24 protein-coding genes and 1 pseudogene are annotated in these 20,502 nt (G+C 65.2%); 12 read left to right on the forward strand and 13 right to left on the reverse strand.

Going from position 1 to position 20,502, the window contains the following annotated elements:
• Positions 1–829, forward strand: a pseudogene (locus ACE3RX_RS18800) (cation acetate symporter); the annotation flags it as partial.
• Positions 830–1,019: 190 nt separating this feature from the next.
• Here ACE3RX_RS18800 and ACE3RX_RS18805 read toward each other — a convergent pair.
• Together ACE3RX_RS18805 and ACE3RX_RS18810 are read right to left on the reverse strand one after the other, a co-directional pair.
• The gene (locus ACE3RX_RS18805; RefSeq protein ID WP_374486498.1) at positions 1,020–1,226 is read right to left on the reverse strand and encodes a cold-shock protein; all 207 of its coding nucleotides are present in this window, start codon (positions 1,224–1,226) and stop codon (positions 1,020–1,022) included.
• Between the two features lie 258 nt (positions 1,227–1,484).
• Entirely contained in the window at positions 1,485–1,703 is a 219-nt protein-coding gene (locus ACE3RX_RS18810; RefSeq protein ID WP_374486499.1) for a Nif11-like leader peptide family natural product precursor, read from the reverse strand.
• A 288-nt stretch (positions 1,704–1,991) separates the two neighbouring features.
• Between ACE3RX_RS18810 and ACE3RX_RS18815 the strand changes: the two genes are divergently transcribed.
• The 3 genes from ACE3RX_RS18815 to ACE3RX_RS18825 are packed head-to-tail and all read left to right on the forward strand — an operon-like array spanning position 1,992 to position 4,194.
• The gene (locus tag ACE3RX_RS18815) at positions 1,992–3,257 is read left to right on the forward strand and encodes an ATP-binding protein (RefSeq protein ID WP_374486500.1); all 1,266 of its coding nucleotides are present in this window, start codon (positions 1,992–1,994) and stop codon (positions 3,255–3,257) included.
• On the forward strand, positions 3,254–3,796 hold the full coding sequence (locus ACE3RX_RS18820; protein ID WP_374486501.1) for a response regulator transcription factor: 543 nt from the start codon (positions 3,254–3,256) through the stop codon (positions 3,794–3,796). Before ACE3RX_RS18815 ends, ACE3RX_RS18820 begins: the two co-directional genes overlap by 4 nt.
• Complete coding sequence (locus ACE3RX_RS18825) at positions 3,793–4,194, forward strand: RNA-binding S4 domain-containing protein (RefSeq protein ID WP_374486502.1); 402 nt, start codon at positions 3,793–3,795, stop codon at positions 4,192–4,194. Before ACE3RX_RS18820 ends, ACE3RX_RS18825 begins: the two co-directional genes overlap by 4 nt.
• Before the next feature lie 15 nt (positions 4,195–4,209).
• Here ACE3RX_RS18825 and ACE3RX_RS18830 read toward each other — a convergent pair whose 3' ends face one another.
• The 11 genes from ACE3RX_RS18830 to dksA all read right to left on the reverse strand — a co-directional run bounded on the left by ACE3RX_RS18830 (position 4,210) and on the right by dksA (position 14,195).
• Positions 4,210–5,082, reverse strand: coding sequence for an AEC family transporter (locus tag ACE3RX_RS18830; RefSeq protein WP_374486503.1), 873 nt, complete (start codon positions 5,080–5,082; stop codon positions 4,210–4,212).
• A 151-nt stretch (positions 5,083–5,233) separates the two neighbouring features.
• Positions 5,234–6,574, reverse strand: a complete 1,341-nt coding sequence (gene hslU, locus ACE3RX_RS18835) for an ATP-dependent protease ATPase subunit HslU (protein WP_374486504.1) — start codon at positions 6,572–6,574, stop codon at positions 5,234–5,236.
• Positions 6,571–7,110 carry an ATP-dependent protease subunit HslV gene (hslV, locus tag ACE3RX_RS18840; protein ID WP_374486505.1) on the reverse strand — a complete coding sequence of 180 codons (540 nt, stop codon included), beginning with the start codon at positions 7,108–7,110 and terminating at the stop codon, positions 6,571–6,573. The genes hslU and hslV overlap by 4 nt, the downstream gene beginning before the upstream one ends.
• A gap of 80 nt (positions 7,111–7,190) precedes the next feature.
• Entirely contained in the window at positions 7,191–8,216 is a 1,026-nt protein-coding gene (locus ACE3RX_RS18845) for an STAS domain-containing protein (RefSeq protein ID WP_374486506.1), read from the reverse strand.
• Between the two features lie 274 nt (positions 8,217–8,490).
• Positions 8,491–9,282, reverse strand: a complete 792-nt coding sequence (locus ACE3RX_RS18850; RefSeq protein ID WP_374486507.1) for a metal ABC transporter permease — start codon at positions 9,280–9,282, stop codon at positions 8,491–8,493.
• A complete protein-coding gene (locus ACE3RX_RS18855) occupies positions 9,279–9,848 on the reverse strand; it encodes an ATP-binding cassette domain-containing protein (protein WP_374486508.1) in 570 nt (189 codons plus the stop codon). Before ACE3RX_RS18855 ends, ACE3RX_RS18850 begins: the two co-directional genes overlap by 4 nt.
• Before the next feature lie 10 nt (positions 9,849–9,858).
• Positions 9,859–10,767 carry a metal ABC transporter substrate-binding protein gene (locus ACE3RX_RS18860; protein WP_374486509.1) on the reverse strand — a complete coding sequence of 303 codons (909 nt, stop codon included), beginning with the start codon at positions 10,765–10,767 and terminating at the stop codon, positions 9,859–9,861.
• A gap of 11 nt (positions 10,768–10,778) precedes the next feature.
• Positions 10,779–12,215: a hypothetical protein gene (locus tag ACE3RX_RS18865; protein ID WP_374486510.1), complete on the reverse strand. Its 1,437-nt coding sequence runs from the start codon at positions 12,213–12,215 to the stop codon at positions 10,779–10,781.
• 84 nt (positions 12,216–12,299) lie between these two features.
• Positions 12,300–12,662, reverse strand: coding sequence for a hypothetical protein (locus ACE3RX_RS18870; protein ID WP_374486511.1), 363 nt, complete (start codon positions 12,660–12,662; stop codon positions 12,300–12,302).
• Entirely contained in the window at positions 12,662–13,714 is a 1,053-nt protein-coding gene (locus tag ACE3RX_RS18875; protein WP_374486512.1) for a GTP-binding protein, read from the reverse strand. Before ACE3RX_RS18875 ends, ACE3RX_RS18870 begins: the two co-directional genes overlap by 1 nt.
• Positions 13,715–13,760: 46 nt before the next feature.
• Positions 13,761–14,195, reverse strand: coding sequence for an RNA polymerase-binding protein DksA (gene dksA / locus ACE3RX_RS18880; RefSeq protein ID WP_374486513.1), 435 nt, complete (start codon positions 14,193–14,195; stop codon positions 13,761–13,763).
• A gap of 309 nt (positions 14,196–14,504) precedes the next feature.
• Between dksA and ybgC the strand changes: the two genes are divergently transcribed.
• The 8 genes from ybgC to queE all read left to right on the forward strand — a co-directional run bounded on the left by ybgC (position 14,505) and on the right by queE (position 20,447).
• Entirely contained in the window at positions 14,505–14,963 is a 459-nt protein-coding gene (gene ybgC / locus ACE3RX_RS18885; protein WP_374486514.1) for a tol-pal system-associated acyl-CoA thioesterase, read from the forward strand.
• Positions 14,950–15,624, forward strand: coding sequence for a protein TolQ (gene tolQ / locus ACE3RX_RS18890; protein ID WP_374486515.1), 675 nt, complete (start codon positions 14,950–14,952; stop codon positions 15,622–15,624). The genes ybgC and tolQ overlap by 14 nt, the downstream gene beginning before the upstream one ends.
• Positions 15,625–15,640: 16 nt before the next feature.
• Positions 15,641–16,048 carry a protein TolR gene (gene tolR, locus ACE3RX_RS18895; protein ID WP_374486516.1) on the forward strand — a complete coding sequence of 136 codons (408 nt, stop codon included), beginning with the start codon at positions 15,641–15,643 and terminating at the stop codon, positions 16,046–16,048.
• Positions 16,045–17,064, forward strand: a complete 1,020-nt coding sequence (locus ACE3RX_RS18900; protein ID WP_374486517.1) for a TonB C-terminal domain-containing protein — start codon at positions 16,045–16,047, stop codon at positions 17,062–17,064. The genes tolR and ACE3RX_RS18900 overlap by 4 nt, the downstream gene beginning before the upstream one ends.
• A 16-nt stretch (positions 17,065–17,080) precedes the next feature.
• Positions 17,081–18,367, forward strand: coding sequence for a Tol-Pal system beta propeller repeat protein TolB (gene tolB / locus ACE3RX_RS18905; RefSeq protein WP_374486518.1), 1,287 nt, complete (start codon positions 17,081–17,083; stop codon positions 18,365–18,367).
• 50 nt (positions 18,368–18,417) lie between these two features.
• Positions 18,418–18,975: a peptidoglycan-associated lipoprotein Pal gene (pal, locus tag ACE3RX_RS18910; protein ID WP_374486519.1), complete on the forward strand. Its 558-nt coding sequence runs from the start codon at positions 18,418–18,420 to the stop codon at positions 18,973–18,975.
• Positions 18,975–19,724 carry a tol-pal system protein YbgF gene (gene ybgF, locus ACE3RX_RS18915; RefSeq protein WP_374486520.1) on the forward strand — a complete coding sequence of 250 codons (750 nt, stop codon included), beginning with the start codon at positions 18,975–18,977 and terminating at the stop codon, positions 19,722–19,724. Before pal ends, ybgF begins: the two co-directional genes overlap by 1 nt.
• Before the next feature lie 63 nt (positions 19,725–19,787).
• A complete protein-coding gene (gene queE / locus ACE3RX_RS18920; protein ID WP_374486521.1) occupies positions 19,788–20,447 on the forward strand; it encodes a 7-carboxy-7-deazaguanine synthase QueE in 660 nt (219 codons plus the stop codon).
• The last annotated feature ends 55 nt before the right edge of the window (positions 20,448–20,502 follow it).

Genomic DNA, 20,502 nt, shown 5'->3' on the forward strand with positions numbered 1-20,502 from the left:
GCCGCACATCATGATGCGCTTCTTCACCGTGCCCAACGCCAAGGAAGCCCGCAAGAGCGTCTTCGTGGCGAGCGGCTGCATCGGCTACTTCTTCATGGTGGTGTGCGCGCTGGGCCTTATGGCGATCGTCATCGTCGGCACCAACCCTGAGTTCTTCGAGGGTGGTGATACCGCCGGCAAGCTGATCGGCGGCGGCAACATGCCGGTGATGCACCTGGCCAAGGCGGTCGGCGGCAATCTGTTCCTCGGCTTCATGTCGGCGGTCGCTTTCGCCACCATCCTGGCGGTTGTGTCCGGCCTGGCGCTGGCTGGCGCCTCGGCCATCGCCCACGACATCTACGCCCGGGTGATCTGCAAGGGCAGCGCCACCGAAACCCAGGAGATGCGTGTTTCCAAGCTTGCCACCGTAGCCCTCGGCGTCGTCGCTGTGCTGCTCGGCATCCTGTTCGAGAAGCAGAACATCGCTTTCCTGGTCGGCCTGACCTTCGGTATCGCCGCCTCCACCAATTTCCCGATCCTGATCCTGTCCATGTACTGGAAGGGCCTGACGACCCGTGGAGCCCTACTTGGTGGCCTGGTGGGGCTGATCTCGGCGGTGGGTTTCGTGGTGCTGTCCAAGGCCGTGTGGGTGGTGGTGCTCGGCAATGCCGCACCGATCTTCCCGTACGAGCAACCGGCCCTGTTCTCGATGCCGCTGGCCTTCTTCTTCACCTGGTTGTTCTCGGTGACCGACAGCAGCGCCCGCTCCAAGACCGACAAGGCTGGCTTTGATGACCAGTACGTGCGTTCCCAGACCGGCATCGGCGCCGCAGCAGCCAGCGCCCACTGAGAACGGAGCCAATCCCTTATCTTTCCTCCATCCCCCTCGAGGAAATGTTTCGGGCGCCCCTTGGGGCGCCCGCTTTTTTTGGCTGCACGCCGGGGCACGGTACAAGCGGCCAGAATGCAAAAAGCCCAGCAAATGCTGGGCTTTTTGTATCGCAATCCTGCCGTGGCAGGACTGCTCCGTCAGGCCGGAATTACTCGGCGGCGCGGATGTTGGCGGCCTGCTGACCCTTCGGGCCGGACACGATGTCGAAGACAACGCGCTGACCTTCAGCCAGGGTCTTGAAACCCTTGGACTGAATGGCGGAGAAGTGAGCGAACAGATCGTCGCCGCCACCTTCCGGGGTGATGAAACCGAAGCCCTTAGCGTCGTTGAACCACTTCACGGTACCAGTTGCCATTTTGAATATCCTCAAACAAAAAAATAACGGAGTTGCCCCGAGGGCAGGGCGAAGCTCAAGACGGCGGGGTGATGAAGGGAAGACAACCGCAGGACTGCGGATACTGAACCAGACAACAACAACACTACTTCTTGAAGATCGCAAGGCCGCACTGTGCACTGAAACCCGCGCCAACGCAAACACTATTTGCATCACGACACAAAAATAGTTCTGGCCATCCTGCCGCGCCATCGGCCACGCCACGATGGCCTTCGCGAATCAAGCGCGCAGCAGGGCCTTCACCATGCGCTCGGACAACTGCTCCGGCGTGAACTGCGGCTCATTGGGCGGGTAGAGTTCCTGCTCGTCGAGGTTGAAGTCGTACTCCTTCGCCAGGGTCAGCATTTCACGGATCTTCTGACAGGCGGCGAGCTTGTCCTTCAGTTCAGGGTTGGTACGGGCCAGATCGGAAAAGGCCTTGATATCCTTGATAGCCATACGGTTCTTCCTGTGCAAATACGGGTCGAATGCCAGGGCTGCGCGGTTTCCGACAAAACCCGACACGACGGGCGGCTTTGTCGTCGCAAGCCCTCCAAAAACGCCTGCCAAGACAGGCGCCGACATGCAGTCAGCAAGGAATGCGCCACCTGCGACAATCAACCGCATTCCCGCTGGCAGGAAGGCCCGCTAAAGTGCGCTCCACCGGCAGGCACGCCGCTCCCCCCGGCGCCCTGTCACCTTGCCTGCCGGCGCTTTCCCTCCCCCCGCTTCGGGGATAATGGCCCGATGCCGCTACCGATACTCGCCGACAGCCCCCTCCGCCCCACCGACGCGCTGCGCCGATTGATCGGCCTGCGCTGGCTGTCCCTGGGCGGGATGCTGACGACCATCGTCGCGGTGCCCTGGCTGCTCGACATCCCGCTGCCGGCGCGCCCGCTGCTCGACATCTGGCTGGTGTTGGCGCTGTTCAACGGGGCCAGCCAGTTTCGGGCGTGCCGACTCAGCGAAGTGCGCGGCATCGAGCTGTTCCTGCAGCTGGCGGTGGATCTCCTTGGCTGGAGCGCCTTCCTGTACTTCACTGGCGGCGCGACCAATCCGCTGATCTCCCTGCTGCTGCCGCTGGTGGCCATCGGCGCCGCCACCCTGTCCGCTCCGTGGGCCTGGCTGCTGGCGGTGCTGGCGGTCGCCGCCTACTCGCTCCTCTGGGAGTTCAACGAACAGCTGGACATCTACGACTCGGGCTTGGCCGTGCATTGGCACCTGGCCGGCATGTGGCTGACCTTCGCGCTGTCGGCCGGGGTCATCGTTTGGTACGTAGTGCGCATGACCGCCGCTATCCGTCTGCGCGACCAGGCCCTGTCTGAAGCCCGTGAGGCCCGCCTGCGCAACGAACGCATCGTGGCCCTCGGCAATCTCGCCGCCGGCGCCGCACACGAGCTGGGAACGCCCCTCGCCACGATGGCCATCGTGGCCGGTGAGTTGGCCCGCAATCCGGAACTAGACGACGACACCCGCGCCGACGCCGAACTGCTGCGCGAACAGATCGCCCATTGCAAGACCATCCTGGGTGGCCTGACCCTGCGCGCCGGCAGCCTGCGCGCCGAAGGTGGCGAGACCTTGCCCGCCGACGCCTGGCTGCTAGGCATCGCTGAACGCTGGCGCAGCCTGCGCCCCCATGTCCCACTGACGGTCCACTGCGACTGCGGTAAGCCGGCACCGGCCCTGATCGCCGACACCACGCTGGAACAGGCCCTCCACAACCTCGTCAACAACGCCGCCGACGCCTGCCCGAGTGGCGTCGAGTTCGATGCCGCGGTCACCGACGACGCCCTGGTAGTCCGCGTACTGGACCGCGGCCCAGGGATGCCCGACGCCCTGCAGCCACAGGCAGGACGCCAGGCACTCGACAGCCGCAGCGAAGGGCTCGGCATCGGCCTGCTGCTGGCCTTTGGCGCTGTCGAACGCTGCGGCGGCCAGATCGTCTTCACGCCCCGAGATGGTGGCGGCACCGTCGCCACACTCACCCTTCCCCTGCCCGCCCTTCGCCCATGACTCAGCCAGACGCACCCCACATTCTCGTCATCGACGACGACCCCGCCTTCAACCGCGTGCTGACCCGTGCCCTCGGCCAGCGCGGCTTCGCCGTCTTCGGAGCCCAGGAACCCGAGACGGCACTGGCGCTGGCCCGCCAGCACGAGCCGGAATACGTGGTGCTCGATCTCAACATCGGCGGCAGCTCGGGGTTGCGCCTGATCGAGCCGCTTCTGGCGGTGAATCCGGACTGCCGCATACTGGTCCTCACCGGCTACGCCAGCATCACCACCACGGTGGATGCGATCAAGCTCGGCGCCACCCAGTACCTGGCCAAGCCGGCCGACGTGGACGCGATCCTGAAGGCCCTCAACGCGACCGAGGTGGTCATCGATGACGAGGTGGCCGCCAGCCCGATGTCGGTGGATAGGCTGGAGTGGGAGCACATCCAGCGGGTGCTCGCCGAACACGACGGCAATGTGTCAGCCACTGCGCGTGCGCTTAAAATGCACCGACGCACCCTGCAACGGAAACTGGCCAAACGGCCAGTCAAGGAATGAAACCTTCAGACAATCCCGATGATCGCGTCCGCCTCGACAAGTGGCTGTGGGCGGCGCGTTTTTACAAGCACCGCACACTAGCCACCGAGGCCGTGGACGGCGGCAAGATCCAGCTCAACGGCATCCGCGTGAAGCCGGCCAAGGAAGTGAAGATCGGCGACACCGTGGACATCCAGCTCGCCGAAACCCACTTCAAGGTGGTCGTGAAGGGTATCGCCGACAAGCGCGGCAGCGCCCCAGTCGCCCAGGGCCTTTACGAGGAAACCGCCGACAGCATCGCCGCGCGGGAGAGCCAGAAAGAACAGCGCCAGTTGGCCGCCACCCCGGGTGCCGACCTGCACGGCCGCCCGACCAAGCGCGACCGCCGCCAGATGGGGCGCTTCACCGGCGAATACTGAGCTTAAAACCAGAGCCTATAGGCCGATGGCCAGCGCCAGCGGCAGGAAGCCGAGCGCCGTCAGGTTGCCGATCAGCACGATGGAGGCGACTTTCTCCGGCTCCTGGTTGTAGCGCTCGGCGAACATGTAATTAAGCACCGCCGGCGGCAGCGCGCCGAACACCAGCAGCAGCGCCCGCTCCTGCGGCGCCAAGGGCACCAGCAACATCAGCCCGGCGGCCAGCGCCATGCCGATCAATGGCCGCGCCACGGCGCCGAGCAGGCCAAGACGGATCTCGGCGATGCGCGATTCGGTGAGACGCACCCCCAGCGCAAACAGCATCAGCGGGATCGAGATATCGCCGAGCATCTTGATCGCCAGCATCGCCGGCGGCCACACCTCGATACCGGCGATGCCCACCGCGAGGCCGGCCACGGTGGCCAGCACCGACGGTACTTTCCAGACATTGCCCAGCTTCGTGTGGTGATCCAGCAGCCAGGCGCCAAAGGAAAAATGCAGCAGGTTTGAGACCATGAACATCACCACCGCCGGTGCCAACGCCTGCTCGCCGAAGGCCAGCACCGCCAGCGGCAGCCCCAGGTTGCCGCAGTTGTTGAACATGATCGGCGGCATGAAGGTTTTCGGATCCAAACCCAGCAGCTTGGCAACCCACCAGCCAACGACCCCCGAGCCGATCACCAGGGCCAGCGTCACCCAAAGCAGCGGCAGGTATTCGACGATATGAAAGGACTTGTTGGCGAGCGCGGCAAATATCAGTGCCGGCACGAAGACGTCCAGGTTCAGCTTGTTGGCGTGTGACAGGTCCGGGCGGGAACGCTTGCCGACCAGATAGCCGACCGTGGTGATGGCAAACAGCGGGAACAGGATGGAGACAATGCGGAGGAGCATGGGGGATGCAAGCAAATAGTTGAGGAAAGCGACACGCCGCCCCCTCCCAGTGGTTGCGTGCCGTCACACATATACGCGATTCATCCTGCAAATGAAATGAGGGGCTGCCCGGGCAGCCCCTCATTTCATTCCATCGCGCGAGGGCGGCGTATTACAGCACGTAGCGGGCGAGGTCTTCGCGCTGAGCCAGCACCTCGAGGCGGGCGTCCACGTAGGCCGCGTCGACCAGCACCTTCTGCGCTCCGGCCTTGCCGGCTTCAAACGCCAGCTCCTCGAGCAGCTTCTCCATCACCGTATACAGGCGGCGGGCACCGATGTTCTCGGTTTTCTCGTTCACCTGGAAGGCGATCTCGGCCAGGCGGCGGATGCCTTCCGGCGCGAACTCGAGGCTGACCTCGTCGGTGGCCAGCAGGGCCTGGTACTGGCGGGTCAGACAAGCATCGGTCTGGGTCAGGATGCGCTCGAAATCCTCGACGGACAGGGACTCCAGCTCGACACGAATCGGGAAACGACCCTGCAGTTCGGGGATCAGGTCGCTCGGGCGGGACAGGTGGAAGGCCCCGCTGGCGATGAACAGGATATGGTCGGTCTTGATCATCCCGTACTTGGTGCTGATCGTCGTGCCTTCCACCAGCGGCAGCAGGTCGCGCTGCACGCCCTGGCGCGAGACGTCGGCGCCGTGGCTGTCGGAGCGGGTGGCAATCTTGTCGATCTCGTCGAGGAAGACGATGCCGTTCTGCTCGACCATCCGCAGCGCCTCGGTCTTGAGATCTTCCTCATTGACCAGCTTGGCCGCTTCTTCATCGGCGAGCAGCTTGATGGCGTCGCTGATCTTCAGCTTGCGGGATTTCTTCTTCCCGCCGCCCATGTTCTGGAACATGCTCTGCAGCTGGCCAGTGAGCTCTTCCATGCCCGGGGGCGCGAGGATCTCGGCGGTCATACCCGGCACGGACACTTCGAGTTCGATCTCCTTCTCGTCGAGTTCGCCCTCGCGCAGCTTCTTGCGGAATTTCTGGCGGGTGGCGTTATCTTCGGCGACCGGGGCGGCCTCCTCGCCAAAACCGATGGTCGGCCGGGCCGGCGGCAGCAGGATGTCGAGCACACGATCCTCGGCAGCATCCAGCGCCCGGTCGCGGACCTTCTTCATGGCCTGTTCGCGATGGCCCTTGATGGCGATTTCCACCAGGTCGCGGATGATGGTGTCGACGTCGCGGCCCACATAGCCGACCTCGGTGAACTTGGTCGCTTCGACCTTGATGAAGGGCGCGTTGGCGAGGCGAGCCAGGCGGCGGGCGATTTCGGTCTTGCCGACACCGGTCGGCCCGATCATCAGAATGTTCTTGGGAGTAATCTCGCTCTTCAGCGGCTCGGCTACCTGGGCGCGCCGCCAGCGGTTGCGCAGGGCCACTGCAACAGCCTTCTTGGCCTTGCCCTGGCCGACGATGTGCTTGTCGAGTTCGGAGACGATCTCCGGAGGCGTCATCTGGGTCATGGGGTCAGCACCTCGATGGTATGGCACTGGTTGGTGTAGATGCACAGGTCGCCGGCGATGGTCAGGGACTTCTTGATGACCTCTTCGGGCGCCAGCTCGGTGTTCTCGATCAGGGCGCGCGCCGCCGACTGGGCGTAGGCACCGCCGCTGCCGATGGCAACGATGCCCTGCTCCGGCTCCAATACGTCGCCGTTGCCGGTGATGATCAGGGAGTTGTCCAGGTCGGCCACCGCCAGCATGGCTTCCAGGCGGCGCAGCGCACGGTCGGTACGCCAGTCCTTGGCAAGCTCGACGGCACTGCGCACCAGGTTACCCTGGTGCTTCTCGAGCTTGGCCTCAAAGCGCTCGAACAGCGTGAAGGCATCCGCGGTGCCACCCGCAAAGCCAGCCAGGATGCGGTCCTGATAGAGCTTGCGGACCTTGCGGGCGCTGGCCTTGATGACGATGTTGCCGAGCGTGACCTGGCCGTCGCCACCAAGGGCCACGTGCCGGCCACGCCGGACCGAGAGAATGGTTGTGCCGTGATATTGTTCCATCGCAACGATCTGGGGGCGGAAAAAGGGATTGCAAGCCCTGCCGGGCCGCAAATTATCAACCGGACAAACCCGCCGCGGCCTTAGCCGCGCAGCTCGATGCGCGCCACCTGGTGCACGCCCATCACCTGCATCAGGGCAGCCACCATCGAGTTGACGCTCTTCAGGACCACCAGCCGCCCCTGGGCGTGTAATTGCGAGATCACGTTGAACAGCGTGCCGGCGGACACGAAGTCCATACGGCGCAGGCGGCTACAGTCCACATCCACCTTGTTGCGGTTGTGAGCAAAGCTGGAGATCTTGCGCAGGATGTCGGAATTGGGACCGGTCACCTCACCCTCCAGCACATAGGTATCGCTCATCTCGACGGCCAGGGAGTCGGCCTCGATCTGGCTGTCGGTCACCGCTGGCGGCGGCTCCCAGGATGGCGGCGACTCCTCGAAGGTCATCGCGTACTCAAGGGCCTGCTCCTCGAAACGCTCCTGCTGGTCGGTGTACTGCAGGATCTCGAGGAACAGTAGCCAGATGGTCTGGTTCTCGCGCTTGCCGCTCTTCACCATGCCACCCAGCACGCTTGCCAGATGCGGCGCACCGAGCAGGGACAGCTTGATCTTGGCCCGACGCAGCCCGCGGACGGCGCGCAGCAACAACTCCGCACCGGCATTGTCGACGCCGCGCAGGCGAGTAAGGTCGATACGCAGCGCGCCGTTGCGCATGCCGATCTGGATCAGCTGGGCAAACTGGGCAGCCGCCTGGGCCCCCAGCACACCGGACAGGTTGACCGTCTGGACCTTGGCTTCGTTGCCCCGCGAGGCCTGCAGGGAGAGATCCTGCCAAGCGGGCGGAGAACGCTCGAATTCGGTGGCGAATGTGAGGCTCAGGGTCTCGAAACGCTCCTTCTGGCCGGTCAGGCGGAGCAGGTCGAGCAGCATACCCCACAGCGCAAAGCGGGCATCGCTCGGGATCGTCGTATCGAGCGCATGCTCCAGCACCGAGCGCGCGTCTTCATAGCCGCCATTGGCGTAAAGAATGGCCGCTTCCTCGGCCGACGGGGACATCTCCTCGACGCCCTCCTCGATATGCACCTTGTCGGCACACTGAGCCAGCACCCGATTGAGGTCGCCACCGGCGACAGTGAACTCGAGGGACGAGGATTCGGTACGGGGCCCCGGTGAGCGGGATGCGGAAGGGCGCGGAGGCTTGGTCGACGGCGGAGGCGCCGATGGCGCTGCGGATCCCGTCGAAGCCCGGGAACGGGGTGCAGGACTTCCGGCAGGTACAGGCTTCTTGCCGAAAAACGGTAGCACCACTCCACTTTCCTCCGCGGTAATTACTTTTGACAATTAAAGAGGATACCACTCTCCAAAGCACCCAATCGCTGTTTTACATCCGGTCGTATTTCACGGACGAAACGACAAATAGCATAACCATCAGCAATACGCATACCGGTCCGAAGGGTTGGTCGAAGCCCAGGGAAACCGCAAAGGCGCAGGCATAGCCCGCCATACCGATCACCGCCGACCAGCCTAGCCCGGCGCGCCAACTGCTGCCGAATCGGTAGGCGATCAGCGGCGGCACGAACACCAGCGCGAAGGCCGCCATCACGCCGAGGCTGACCGTTGCCAGGGCCACCGCCAAGCCGGCGAGCAGATCGAAGAGCATCAGGCGAGGCCGCTCACTGCGTCCCCGTGCCAGATAAAAGGCTGGAAAAAAGCGCCCGAGGAGCAGCGGCCGGGACAGCCAGGCCAGCAGCGGGAGAACCACCACGCAGATGATGGCGGCCGCCGCCAGATGACCCTCACCGGTGAAATACAACTGGCCGTCGAACAGGGCGTGGCCGGCCTGTTCGGCCAGCGGGTGGTTGGCCACCAGCAGCACGCCACCGGCCCAGGCCAACAACATCATCAACGCATAGGCATTGGCGCCGGCACGCGCCGCCAGCCCTTTCAGCAAGGCCGCCAGCAAGGCCGCCAGCACGCCACCGGCCACCATCGGCCAGTCGAGGACCATCGCCAGCAGCGCGCCGGCCGAGGCCATCTGGGCGAAGGCCAGCGCTGCCAGCCACTCGTTGCGCAGGCGCAGGTACATGCCGATCAGCGGCAGGAGCCCGGCCAGCAACAGGCCGGTGAAAAAGGGCACCCGGAACAGGGGGTCGAACAACAGATCGAAACTCATGCACCGACCTCCACCACGCGTGTACATACCTCATCGATCAGCCCGTGGTCATGGGACACGATGACGATTCCCTGATCCGCATGGGCATGTCCCAGCCAGTCGATCAGGTAGGCCACACCAGCCCGGTCGAGGTTGTTGGTCGGCTCGTCGAGCAGGATCAGATCGGCCGGTGCCGTCAGGCAGGCCCACAGGCGCAGGAACTGCAACTGGCCGCCGGACAGGCGATCGAGACGCCGGTCCAGCCTTTCGGCGAGCCAGGATGGCAAACCGTCCGGTGTCGCACCAGTCAGCGCCAGCAACTCCTGCCCGGTGAGTGGCACCCCGCGCAGGTCATCAAAGCCCTGGGCCTGGTGAGAGATCTGCAGGCCTGGCGCCTTTTCGACCTTCCCCTCAAAGACCCTCACGCCACCCCACAGGGCTTTCAGCAGCGTGGACTTGCCGGCCCCATTGGGGCCGGCAAGGCCGAGGATCTCCCCCCGGTTCAGCGCGAAACTCAGCGGCCCGGCAACCGGTGCGGCATAACCCGCCACCAGTCCGCTCACCCGCAGCAGGACATCCCCGGCCATTCCGCCCCCCTTACTTCAGCCCGGCCAGCAGGCGCCGGACGGTGTCATCGAAGAGAGCGAACAGGTCAGTCGCTTCCGCATCGCCCCCCACCGTAAACGGCAGCACGACGACCGGCAGGTGCGCCCTCTCGCCGAGCCATTCCGACGCGCTGGGACGGGCATAGGCGGCCCGCAGGATCAGACGCGCCGGGGTCGCCTTCTGGCGCTCGAGGATGCTGGCCAGATGCGCACTCGACGGCTCGACGCCGGGCTTTGGCTCCAGTGCGCCGAGTTCCTTCAAGCCCAGCCAGTCAGCCATATAGGGAAAGGAACGGTGCTGAACCCACACGGGCACCCCGCGCAGCGGCGCAGCAGCCTGCTCCCAACGGACCATCGCCGCCTTCCACCGCTCGCTGAAGCGGACCAGGCCAGCCTTGTAGGCTGCCGCGTTGGCCGGATCCAGCTGGATCAGGCGGGCGGCCAGCATGTCGGCCACCTTCAGAAGGTTGCGCGGATCGGTCTGGATGTGGGGATTGCCACCCGGATGCACGTCGCCGTCGGCCCGGTCGAGACGCGCCGGCATCTCCAGCAGACGGACCGCAGCCGCCGCTTCCAGATAACCCGGCTGCCCCGGCTGGATCGCCGCATTGCCGGCTTCGCGCAGGACCACCGGCAGCCAGCCGACCTCCAGGTCCGCGCCGGTAGCAATCACCAGTTGGGCGCTGCGCGCGCGCGCGATCAGCGACGGCTTGGCCTCGATGCGGTGCGGGTCCTGCAGCGCATTGGTGGCGGCAAACACATTGAGTTTGTCGCCTCCGATCTCTCGGGCCAGCGCAGCCCATTCGGGCACAGTGGCGAACACGTTGAAGGCGGCGGATGCCGGCATCGCGGCGATGGTCATCAGGACGACGGCCAGACGCAGAATTGCTTTCGAGAACATTCTTGCACTCCTCAGAACTTGTGGGCGCCGTGGGCGCCGAGGCTCATGATGTACTGCAGCCAAACCTGGTTGTCGGCCTCCCCGTTGCGCGACTGGTCGCGCGCCACCTGCAAGCGCAGGCGCGAGAACTCCGACGGCGACCAATCCACCATCGCCGACTGGCGGCGCGGATCGTAGCCGGCCAGGATCGGAAGATCGGCCGCACTAAGCGTGCCCAGGTCCGTCGTGCCGCTGCGCAGCCAGTCGCCACGCACGCCGACGCGCCACCGCGGCATGAACTGATAGACCGCCTGCAGGTAGCCGCCGGACGGACGGAAGCGGGCCGCCGACGAGGCCGCGGCGCCATCCGTGTCGTAGGTCAGCTCACCCGTCTCGCGGCGCTGGAAATACTCGCCCTGCAGCTTGAAGTTGGTCACGCTGCTATTGCCGTTGGGAGCCCACTTGTAGACGAAATCGGCGATCCAGGTCTGGCTGCGCCCGGAGAAAGCGTTGTTGACACCGTTGTCCTCGAAGCTGCGCTCCCGCGGATTGCTATGTACGTGGGACAGGCCAACCCGCCACGCCGACGAATCGCCGATATCCCCGCCAACGTGAGCGAAGGCCGTCCACAGGCCGGCACCATTGGCCTTACGCTCGGCACCGGGGAAACGCTCGCCACTTGCCACTTCGGTACCGAACTCCATGAACAGCTCGGTCGGCGCCACCCAGCGCAGCTGGAGGCCGTCGTTCTGCAGGCGCGGCCCGAAGAAGGCCTTGTAGGCCAGCGGCGCGTCGGTGAAATCCCACTCATGGGGATGCTGCTGGTTGAGGTAGCCGACCCCGGACAGGAAGCGCCCGGCTTTCAGCTTGAGGCCGGCCGGCATGGCCAACGTCTCCACATTGACCTCTTCCACCTCGACCGTGCCCTGGCCATTGTCTTCGGCCAGCGAGAAGCGTGCATTGCCGCGGAACAGGTGGTCCACGTTGGCCGAGAAGGCCAGTTCCGACTCACCGAGGGAGAAGCCCTTACGGGGTGGTCCGATCTCGCCGCCGGATGGCATGAAGCCATCGATGCGATAGGAGGCAGGATCCCGCTGCAGGCGCGTGAATTTGCTGTCGAGGATCAACGAGACGGCCGGGTTGAAGGCACTTTCCCCGGTGGGACGACGGGCCACGCTGTCGGCCGCGGCCTGGGCCTCGGCGGCCCGGCTCTCCGCCTGGACGACGGAGCGGACGGCGGCATTGGCCGTTGTACCCGCCTCTACCGCGCTGGCGGCGGCCTGGCTGGCCTGCTTCTCGGTTTCGGCCAGGCGCTGCTCCAGCGCCTGGATACGCTGTTCATAGGATTGGCGCAGTTCGCGCAGCTGCTCGCGGAGTTGCTTCAGGTCGGCGTCGGTGGCAGCAGATGCCGCGGCAGGAAAAGCCGCGGCCAGGGCGGCACACAGCACGCCCGGTCGTACGAAAGTCATGGTCGGATCTCCTGGGATCGGTCCGGATAGGGGCGGGCCGGCGCAGCCACTGCAAGCGCACCGGTCCCGATGTCGGAAAACGGATCAGGCAGGAGAGATGGGAGGGCCGCGGCTATGCGGGCACGGCAGGCGTGCCACCCAGCCCGCAACCGGGCTGTCCGCCAGCAGGGCAGGCGGCAAGGCCTCAGGCGGCAGGAAGGGCGACGTAGACGGCAGGGCAGACGCAAGGTCGGCCGCAGCCAGGCACAACAGACAGCGCTCGTGACGCTCGGCGGCGGGCATGCCGCCCTCGAAGGGCACCGACGCCGCTGTTGATTCGTTTCGCGCCAGGCTCGCCAGTTCGCCGACGTGGCTTAGCGCGTGGGCCGCCGCAAAGACCTGGGCGCACACCAGCAGCAGCGCCAGCACGCTGCGGAACACGGTGGAAGGACGGCCTTGGTAAGGCATCAGGCTGCCGCCCTTCCGGACTGGCGGAAATGTTCGAAAGCCTGCTCGACGACAGCCTGCTCGAGATCCCGCACGATGAAGACCAGGCGCGTGCGACGGTCATCCCCGGGCCAGGCCGGCAGGGTGGTCTCGGGATAACGCAGGTGATGCACGCACTGCACGACCCGCGGGACTGCCTCGCCACTGACGTTGACGATGCCCTTGATGCGCAGCAGTTGCGGACCGAAGCGGGTCTGCAGGAGGTCAAGGGACGCCGAGAACTCGCCCCACGGCACTGGGGCGTCAAAACCTACGATAAAGGCGTGGACCGCCTCGTCGTGACGCACCGCAGCCTGGGAAACAGGCGGGGCATAGGAAGGACGGCGGGCGTGTACGGCCGCGGTGGCATCCACCAGCCAGCGGCTCATTTCGGCAGAGGCACCCTCCTCCGCGCGACCACAAGCGATGAGCGCCGCCGGATCCACCTGGCCGGCGATCGCACGGATCTGCCGTGCGCCCGGATTGAGCTGACCAAGCCTCGCGGACAGCCGATCAAGCGCCGCAGAGTCCACCAGATCGCACTTGGCGATCACCAGACGGTCTGCCAACGCAACCTGCTTGCCAGCTTCCGGCCGACGCGCCAACTGATCGAGCCCGAACTGGGCATCAACCACGGTCACGACGCCATCAAGGCCATAGCGCTCGGCGATGAAGAAGTCCCGCTGCAGCGTGAAGATCACCGGCGCAGGATCGGCGAGCCCAGTGGTCTCGATGACGACCCGCTCGAGCGCCGGCAACTGACGGCGCAACCGGCGCATGAAGAGGTCACGTAGAGCGCGGGCCAGATCGCCGCGTACGGAGCAGCAGATGCACCCCGACTCAAGCAGGACGAGGTTTTCGTCGAGGCGCTCGACGAGCAGGTGATCGATCGGCTCCGCACCAAATTCGTTCATCAGCACCACGCTGCCTGCCATTTCGGGGCGGCGCAGCAACTGATTGAGGAGCGTGGTCTTGCCTGCCCCCAGGAAACCGGTAAGCAGGGTGACAGGGATGCGGTTTGCCGAAACGCTCATGAAATAGGGAGCGGCCCCGCCTGGCAGCGGGGCCTGCGGGGACGACTTACTCCCCGTACAGCTTCTGGGTCCGCTCGCGGCGCTCTTGGGCGTCGATCGACAGGGTCGCCGTCGGACGGGCGAGCAGCCGGCCGATCCCGATCGGGTCGCCGGTTTCCTCGCACCAGCCGTAATCGCCTTCGGCAATGCGGCCCAGTGCTTCGTCGATCTTCTTCAGCAGCTTGCGTTCGCGATCACGCACGCGCAGTTCGAGGGCGTGCTCCTCCTCGACCGTCGCACGGTCAGCCGGGTCGGCCACCAGTTCGTTTTCACGCAGGTTGGCGCCCGTGCTGGCGGCGTTCTCGAGAAGCTCTTCACGCATCTTGGTGAGACGGTCCCGGAAGAACTCCAGCTGGGCCGGGTTCATGTAATCGTCTTCCGGCATGGCCAGAATTTCGGCCTCGGTAAGCAGCTTCTCATTGCTTGTCGTGGTTGCAACCATGTCTCATTCCTCCCATGAATCGACTGTCGGGCCCGGGTGCCGATGGCCATCCCGAACGTCGGCCCTTTCCGCGACTCTCGCAGGATACGTGGCCAACAGCCACGATCCGCCATCACGCGCAGACTACTCTGCACATATAACCAATGCACGAAACGCACCAGTTTTCATCAAGAGCGCGATTCTATGCACAGGATCACTGCAATTACAACGGCACCTAGGCGGTCAGCGGCAAGTGGGCACCTACATTCTGCAACACTGAATCGCCGCGGCGGCTACAGCAACCGCCCTTCACTGCGGTAAAATGCTGCGATGCATGCATCGACCCCCCCCGCTCCGGTTGAGGGCAAGAAGCTCTTTTCGCTGCCGGTCCGGGTGTACTACGAAGACACCGACGCTGGCGGCGTCGTCTATTACGCCAACTATCTCAAGTTCTGCGAACGCGCCCGCACCGAAGTGCTGCGTGAGGTGGGTTTCGAGCAGAACCGGCTGCTTGCCGAGCAGGATATCCTATTTGTGGTGCGCACCGTACAGGCGGACTACCTGCGCTCGGCGGCCCTCGACGACCTGCTCGACGTACGGACGACGATCGCCAGACTCGGCCACGCCAGTTTGAGCTTCGCCCAACAGATTTGCTGCGGAGGCACGACGATTTTCGCGGCAAACATCACGATCGCCTGCATCCGCGCCAGCACCAAACGCCCCACCCCGATCCCTCCCGCCGTACGCGCCCTGTTCGCCACCCTGGTTGAAACCGATGAACGTCACTGAAGACCTTTCCATTCTGTCCCTGATCGCCAATGCCAGCCTGCTCGTCAAGCTGGTGATGGCCGTCCTCGGCACCGTTTCCTTCATGTCCTGGTACTGGATCTTCCGCAAGTGGTTCCAGATCCGTGACGCCAAGAAAAAGACCGATCTCTTTGAACGTGACTTCTGGAGCGGCGGCGACCTCAACGCCCTTTACCAGAGCGCCGCCACCAGCCGCCACGAGGCCGCCGGCATGGAACGGATCTTCGAAGCCGGCTACCGGGAGTTCGCCAAGCTGCGCGGCAAAAATCTCGACCACGGGGCAATCATGGACGGCGCACGCCGCGCCATGCGCGCCACCTACCAGCGCGAGGTGGACGACCTGGAAGCCCACCTGGCCTTCCTCGCCTCTGTCGGTTCGGTGTCGCCCTACGTCGGCCTGTTCGGCACCGTGTGGGGCATCATGAACGCCTTCCGCGGCCTCTCCAACGTAGGCTCCGCAACCCTCGCCCACGTGGCGCCGGGCATTGCCGAAGCCCTCGTCGCCACAGCCATCGGCCTTTTCGCGGCGATCCCGGCAGTCGTGGCCTACAACCGTTTCGCCCACGACATCGACCGCATCGCGATCCGCTTCGAAAGCTTCACCGAGGAGTTCCTGAACATCCTCCAGCGCCAGCTGCGCTGACCGGAGCCCCTCTGCCATGCGTCAACGCCGCCTGATGAACCAGATCAACGTCGTGCCTTACATCGACGTGATGCTGGTACTGCTCGTCATCTTCATGGTCACCGCGCCGATGATCCAGTCCGGCTCGGTAAATCTACCCAGTGTGGACAAGGTGCCCGCTCCGCCTACCGACGCGATGATCGTCCAGGTCAAGCCGGACGGCGAGCTGAGCCTGCGCGCCTCCAGCAACGCGCCGGAGAAGAGCTTCAACCGCCAGGACCTGATCGCCGAAGTGCAATCCGTGGTGTCCGCCAACCCCGGCCAGCCGGTGGTTATCGCCGCGGACAAGAGCGTCAAGTACGAGCAGGTGATGAACACCCTCAACGACCTGCGTAACGCAGGCGTCAACAAGGTCGGCCTGCAAACCCAGGTCGGCAAGCAATGAATCCTGCCCCACCCGCCAACGAACGTGGCAAGTGGGCTTCCCTGCTGCTTGCCGCGGCTGTGCATATCGCCCTCGGCCTGTTCCTGTTTTACGGAGTGCGCTGGCAGAACCGCCTGCAGGAAACCGTAGAAGTGGACCTGGTCGGGGCGCCATTGCCGGCCGCTGCATCGCCCGCCCTGCCTCCGCCTCCCCCTCCCCCCCCGGTGGAAGAGGAGGCGCCGGCACGTCCGCCCCGCCCGGTGACACCACCTCCGCCGAAAGCAGCAATCAAGCCTGCGCCAGAACCGGAGCATGAACCGCCTGCGCGCAAGCAGCCGGACATCGCCATCAAGACGCCGGAACACAAGAAGCCTGCCCCCAAGCCCGAACCGAAGCCTGAGCCCAAGCCGGAACCCAAACCCGAGCCGAAGAAAAAGCCCGAGCCAAAACCAGAGCCTAAACCCGAACCCAAGCCGGAGCCGAAGAAGAAGCCCGAGCCCGAACCGAAGAAACCGGAACCCAAGCCAAAGACCGAAGCCAAGTCCGAGCCGTCCAAGACGGACAAACCGGCCAAGCCGGTGGACAAGAACGTCAAGACCGACAAAAACTCCAAGTCGGAGGCCGAGCACAGCAGGGAACTGGAAGACCGCCGCATGCGCGAGTTGATGGCCCGCGACAGCGAGAGCGCCAGCCAGAGCAAGCAGATCCAGGAGGAACTTGCGCGGGTTGCCGGAGCCAAAGCCAGCGCGGCGCGCAGCAAGGCCATCGAAGCCTACATCGAGAAGATCCGCGCCAAGGTGAAGGGCAACATCGTGTTGCCGCCGGGCGTCAGCGGCGATCCGTTCGCGCTGTTCTACGTGGACCAGCTGCCCGACGGCTCGGTGATCGAGGTGCGCCTGAAGCGCTCTACCGGCAATGCGCAGCTCGATGGGGCTATCGAACGGGCCATCCAGAAGTCGAGCCCGCTGCCCAAGCCGGACAAGCCCGAACTGTTCAACCGTACGCTGGAGCTGAAGTTCTATCCGCTTCGCGACTAACCCACGAGCCATGCCCATGAATCAACGCATCCTGACCGTCCTGCGCCGCGCCGTCCCGGGCTGCGCGCTGGTCCTGGCCTCGGCCGCCGCCCAGGCGCAGCTGGCCATCGAGATCACCGGCGCCGGCGCCAACCGCATGCCGGTGGCGGTTGCCGCCTTCGAAGGCGAAAACGCCCTGCCCCGCGCGGTCACCGACGTCGTCCGCGCCGACCTGGAACGCAGCGGCCTGTTCAAGATGATCGAACTCGGCCCGTCGCCGATGGGTGCCAATGCCCCGGTGGACTATGGTCGGGTCCGCTCCCGCGGCGCCGACGCTGTGGCGGTCGGCACCGTTGCCCAGAGCAGCGGCGGCCGCTACCAGGTCCAGGTCCAGTTGCACGACAGCCAGAAGCAGGCCAGCCTCGGCGGCCAGGCGATGACGATGGCCCCCAACCAGTACCGTGCAACCGGCCACCGCATCGCCGACTTCATCTATGAGAAGCTGACCGGCGAACCCGGCGTGTTCTCCACCCGCATCGCCTATGTGCTGAAGGTCGGCTCCCGCTACGAGCTGCAGATCGCCGATGCCGACGGCAGCAATGCGCAGACTGCTCTCGCCTCCAAGGAGCCGATCATTTCCCCAGCCTGGTCGCCGGACGGCACCCGCCTGGCCTATGTGTCCTTCGAGTCCAAGAAACCAGTGGTTTACGTTCACTCCCTGGCCACCGGCCAGCGCAACGTCGCCGCCAACTTCAAGGGCTCCAACTCCGCCCCTGCCTGGGCGCCGGACGGCCGCCGCCTCGCCGTGGTGCTGACCAAGGACGGTCAATCCCAGCTTTATAGCGTGAATGCCGATGGTTCCGGCGTGCAGCGTCTGGCCTCCTCGTCCGGCATCGACACCGAGCCGTCCTGGTCCATCGACGGCATGATCTACTTCACCTCCGACCGTGGCGGCAGCCCGCAGATCTACCGTGTATCCGCCGGCGGGGGCAATGCCGAGCGCGTCACCTTCGAGGGGAGCTACAACGTGAGTCCGCGCCCCTCGCCGGATGGCAAGAGCCTGGTCTATGTGTCCCGCAACGGTGGCCGCTTCCAGATCACCATGCTCGACCTGGCATCCCGCCAGACCCAGATCCTCACCGACACGTCCAAGGACGAATCGCCGAGCTTCGCCCCCAACGGCCGCATGATCCTCTATGCCACCGAAACCGGCGGGCGCGGCGTGCTGGCGGCGGTATCTGCGGACGGTCGTGTGAAGCAACGACTGTCGGTACAATCCGGCGACGTGCGCGAACCCGCCTGGGGTCCGCAGCCGCGCAACTGACAAGACCAACGGACCACCCCCAACCCGCCCGACTGCCCACGGAGTCCATCATGAAGTTCGCCCGTCTCACGCTGTCCCTGATCACCGTCGGCCTGCTGGCCGCCTGCTCGTCAGCCCCCAAGACCGACGCCGATCAGGGCGGAGCGGCCGTCGAAGAGCGCTCCAGCGGCGCATCCACCTCCGGCATCGACAACAACCGTGTCGTGCCGGTGGATGCGGGCAGCGCCAGCGGCACCAGCATCGCCGCGCTGAAGGATCCGAAGAGCATCCTGTCCAAGCGCAGCGTGCTGTTCGACTACGACAGCTACGTGATCAAGAGCGAGTATCAGGCGCTGATCGAGGCCCATGCCAAGTTCCTGCTGGCCAACCCGAAGATGAAGATGCTGATCCAAGGCAATACCGACGAACGGGGCAGCCGCGAATACAACCTGGCCCTCGGCCAGAAGCGCTCCGACGCGGTGAAGAAAGCCCTGACCCTGCTCGGTGTCTCCGAGGCCCAGCTCGAGTCGGTCAGCCTCGGCGAGGAAAAGCCCAGCTGCGGCGAAGCCAGCGAATCCTGCTGGGCCGCCAATCGCCGTGGCGACATGCTCTACTCGGGTGAATTCTGATGGTCCGCCGCCTCCTGCCGCTGCTGCTGGTCGGACTGTTCAGCGCCCACGCCCATGCCGGCCTGTTCGACGACGACGAGGCGCGGGCGCGCATCAACAAGATGCGCGACGACTTCAACACCCGCATCACCAAGCTCGAAGACGCGAACAACCGGGCCCAGCTCGACTTCGCCAACCAGATCGAACAGTTGAAGACCGAAATCGCCCGCCTCCGCGGCGAGAATGAAGTTCTGACCAACGACCTGGCCAACGCCAACAAGCGCCAGAAGGACTTCTACGTCGATCTCGACAACCGCCTGCGCAAACTCGAATCGGCACCAGGCAGCGGCGATGGCGCCCAGCAGGCTCAGCCCCAGCAAGCCACGGCCGCCGTCGACCCGGCCAACGAAACCCGCGACTATGAAGCCGCGCTGAACCAACTGCGGGCGGGTAAGTACAAGGACGCCGCCGCCGGCTTCAACGCCTTCCTCAAGAACTACCCGAACAGCGGTTTCCAGCCGAACGCCCATTTTTGGGCTGCCAGCGCCCTTTATCAGGCCAAGGACAATGCCGGCGCTGCCGAGCACTACGCCAAGGTCGCCAACCAGTGGCCGGACGACACGCGCGCGCCCGACGCCCTGCTCGGCCTGGCCAATGCTCAGCAGGGCCTGAACGATGCCAAGGGCGCGACCAAGAGCCTGGAACGGCTGCTCGCCAAGTACCCCAACAGCTCCGCGGCACAGATCGCCCGCCAGCGCCTCAAGAAGTAACTCAACCAGAAGCAAACCCAACCGCCCCGCCCATGCGCGGGGCGGCTTTCTTTTTCCAGCACCATGTCTTCATCCGGCCGCCCTGTCACGCTGCGCATCACCGAGATCTTCCATTCACTGCAGGGCGAAACGTCCCGGAGCGGGCTGCCGACGGTCTTCGTCCGCCTTACCGGCTGTCCATTGCGCTGCAGCTGGTGCGACACCGAATACTCTTTCACCGGCGGCACCACGCGCGCGCTGGACGACGTTCTTGCCGAAATCGCCAGCTACGGCTGCCAGACGGTCTGCGTGACCGGCGGCGAACCGCTGGCCCAGAAATCCTGCCTGGCCCTGCTCACTGCGCTGTGCGACGCCGGCTACTCGGTCTCCCTGGAAACCAGCGGCGCCCTCGACATCGGCGGCGTAGATCCCCGCGTGTCGCGCATCGTCGACCTCAAGGCGCCGGGCTCCGGCGAATCCGAACGCAATCTGCTCAGCAACATCCCACTGCTGAACCTCCGCGACGAGCTCAAACTGGTGCTCGCCAGCGAAGCGGACTACGAGTGGGCCAAGGCGCAGATCGCCGCATACGGCCTGACCGAGCGCTGCCCGATCCTCCTCGCCCCGGTGCAGGGCCAGCTCAAGCCGGCCGACCTGGCCGCCTGGATCCTGCGCGACCGCCTGCCGGTACGCATGCAGGTGCAACTGCACAAGATCATCTGGGGCAACGAACCCGGACGCTGATTGCATCACCGTCACGGTTTCACCCCGCCGACCGCCGGTCGGCGTTACCATTTTC

This window comes from Zoogloea sp. (assembly GCF_041914405.1).
Classification (GTDB): domain Bacteria; phylum Pseudomonadota; class Gammaproteobacteria; order Burkholderiales; family Rhodocyclaceae; genus Zoogloea.

Coding starts and splice junctions, on each gene's coding strand:
- ACE3RX_RS18805 (WP_374486498.1), bottom strand. CDS start 1,226: ATGGCAACTGGTACCGTGAAGTGGTTCAACGACGCTAAGGGCTTCGGT.
- ACE3RX_RS18810 (WP_374486499.1), bottom strand. CDS start 1,703: ATGGCTATCAAGGATATCAAGGCCTTTTCCGATCTGGCCCGTACCAAC.
- ACE3RX_RS18815 (WP_374486500.1), top strand. CDS start 1,992: ATGCCGCTACCGATACTCGCCGACAGCCCCCTCCGCCCCACCGACGCG.
- ACE3RX_RS18820 (WP_374486501.1), top strand. CDS start 3,254: ATGACTCAGCCAGACGCACCCCACATTCTCGTCATCGACGACGACCCC.
- ACE3RX_RS18825 (WP_374486502.1), top strand. CDS start 3,793: ATGAAACCTTCAGACAATCCCGATGATCGCGTCCGCCTCGACAAGTGG.
- ACE3RX_RS18830 (WP_374486503.1), bottom strand. CDS start 5,082: ATGCTCCTCCGCATTGTCTCCATCCTGTTCCCGCTGTTTGCCATCACC.
- hslU (WP_374486504.1), bottom strand. CDS start 6,574: ATGACCCAGATGACGCCTCCGGAGATCGTCTCCGAACTCGACAAGCAC.
- hslV (WP_374486505.1), bottom strand. CDS start 7,110: ATGGAACAATATCACGGCACAACCATTCTCTCGGTCCGGCGTGGCCGG.
- ACE3RX_RS18850 (WP_374486507.1), bottom strand. CDS start 9,282: ATGAGTTTCGATCTGTTGTTCGACCCCCTGTTCCGGGTGCCCTTTTTC.
- ACE3RX_RS18855 (WP_374486508.1), bottom strand. CDS start 9,848: ATGGCCGGGGATGTCCTGCTGCGGGTGAGCGGACTGGTGGCGGGTTAT.
- ACE3RX_RS18860 (WP_374486509.1), bottom strand. CDS start 10,767: ATGTTCTCGAAAGCAATTCTGCGTCTGGCCGTCGTCCTGATGACCATC.
- ACE3RX_RS18865 (WP_374486510.1), bottom strand. CDS start 12,215: ATGACTTTCGTACGACCGGGCGTGCTGTGTGCCGCCCTGGCCGCGGCT.
- ACE3RX_RS18870 (WP_374486511.1), bottom strand. CDS start 12,662: ATGCCTTACCAAGGCCGTCCTTCCACCGTGTTCCGCAGCGTGCTGGCG.
- ACE3RX_RS18875 (WP_374486512.1), bottom strand. CDS start 13,714: ATGAGCGTTTCGGCAAACCGCATCCCTGTCACCCTGCTTACCGGTTTC.
- dksA (WP_374486513.1), bottom strand. CDS start 14,195: ATGGTTGCAACCACGACAAGCAATGAGAAGCTGCTTACCGAGGCCGAA.
- ybgC (WP_374486514.1), top strand. CDS start 14,505: ATGCATGCATCGACCCCCCCCGCTCCGGTTGAGGGCAAGAAGCTCTTT.
- tolQ (WP_374486515.1), top strand. CDS start 14,950: ATGAACGTCACTGAAGACCTTTCCATTCTGTCCCTGATCGCCAATGCC.
- tolR (WP_374486516.1), top strand. CDS start 15,641: ATGCGTCAACGCCGCCTGATGAACCAGATCAACGTCGTGCCTTACATC.
- ACE3RX_RS18900 (WP_374486517.1), top strand. CDS start 16,045: ATGAATCCTGCCCCACCCGCCAACGAACGTGGCAAGTGGGCTTCCCTG.
- tolB (WP_374486518.1), top strand. CDS start 17,081: ATGAATCAACGCATCCTGACCGTCCTGCGCCGCGCCGTCCCGGGCTGC.
- pal (WP_374486519.1), top strand. CDS start 18,418: ATGAAGTTCGCCCGTCTCACGCTGTCCCTGATCACCGTCGGCCTGCTG.
- ybgF (WP_374486520.1), top strand. CDS start 18,975: ATGGTCCGCCGCCTCCTGCCGCTGCTGCTGGTCGGACTGTTCAGCGCC.
- queE (WP_374486521.1), top strand. CDS start 19,788: ATGTCTTCATCCGGCCGCCCTGTCACGCTGCGCATCACCGAGATCTTC.